Below are 853 nucleotides of genomic sequence, written 5' to 3'. Positions count from 1 at the left end.
GTAAAAGAATCACCACTTACTAAATTTGGAGCAACAGTATAAGCAAAAACAGGATCTGTTGTGCCGTAGATTTTCGTTTGTGATGGAGTTGTAGATACCGTAATTGGTTTTACGGTAATAGTAAAGTTGGCACCAACATAAGTAATTAAATAGTTAGGCCCGGCAGAAAGCGAACCTTGATTGATAGTATAATCCCCAATATCTTCACCATTAACTCTTGTTAAAGATCCTGTAAATGTATCACCAGAAAGCAAACTTGGAGACACTGTATAAGTTAAAACAGGATTACTCTCCCCATATACTTTAGTTTGAGAAGGTGTAGCCGTTACGGTAATTGGGATTTGATTTAATGTTACTACATAATTATAGGTAGCAGTACAACTATTAGCATCAGTAGCGGTAACCGTAAAATTACTATCCGTAATTTGAGTTGAACTACCTGTTATTTGTCCAGTTGTTGATAGCGAAAACCCAGAAGGCAAACTTCCCGCTGTAACTGCATACGTTTTAGTTCCTGTTCCTCTTGATGCTACTATAGTTTGGCTGTAGCTAGCATTGTAATCATAACCAGGTAAAACTGTTGTTGTGAAATCAATAGCCGTTGGTTGCGTAATAGTAAAACTTCGAGTAGCGGAACATCCGTTAGCATCGGTTACTGTTACAGTATATGTTCCTGCACTTAATCCGGTTGCAGTAGCAGCCGTTCCCCCCGAAGGCGACCAAGAATAAGTATAGCCACCAGCACCTCCTGAAGGAGTCACGGAAGCAGAACCATTAGATCCACCGTTGCAAGACACATTAGTTTGTGCCGCAGTTGCTGTACTAATAGCCGTTGGTTGTGTAATGGTAAAGT

At 40.1% G+C, this 853-nt stretch carries 1 protein-coding gene; it reads right to left on the bottom strand.

Annotated elements, in window-relative coordinates:
- Positions 1-853 (bottom strand): MBG domain-containing protein (locus tag ACSVH7_RS15110; RefSeq protein WP_438067515.1); only part of this gene is annotated, 853 nt, incomplete at both ends.

The sequence above is a fragment of the Flavobacterium sp. TSSA_36 genome, assembly GCF_051547165.1.
GTDB lineage: Bacteria > Bacteroidota > Bacteroidia > Flavobacteriales > Flavobacteriaceae > Flavobacterium.
The sequence above is the reverse complement of the archived record's forward strand: the minus strand, read 5'-3'. Positions and strand labels throughout refer to the sequence as shown.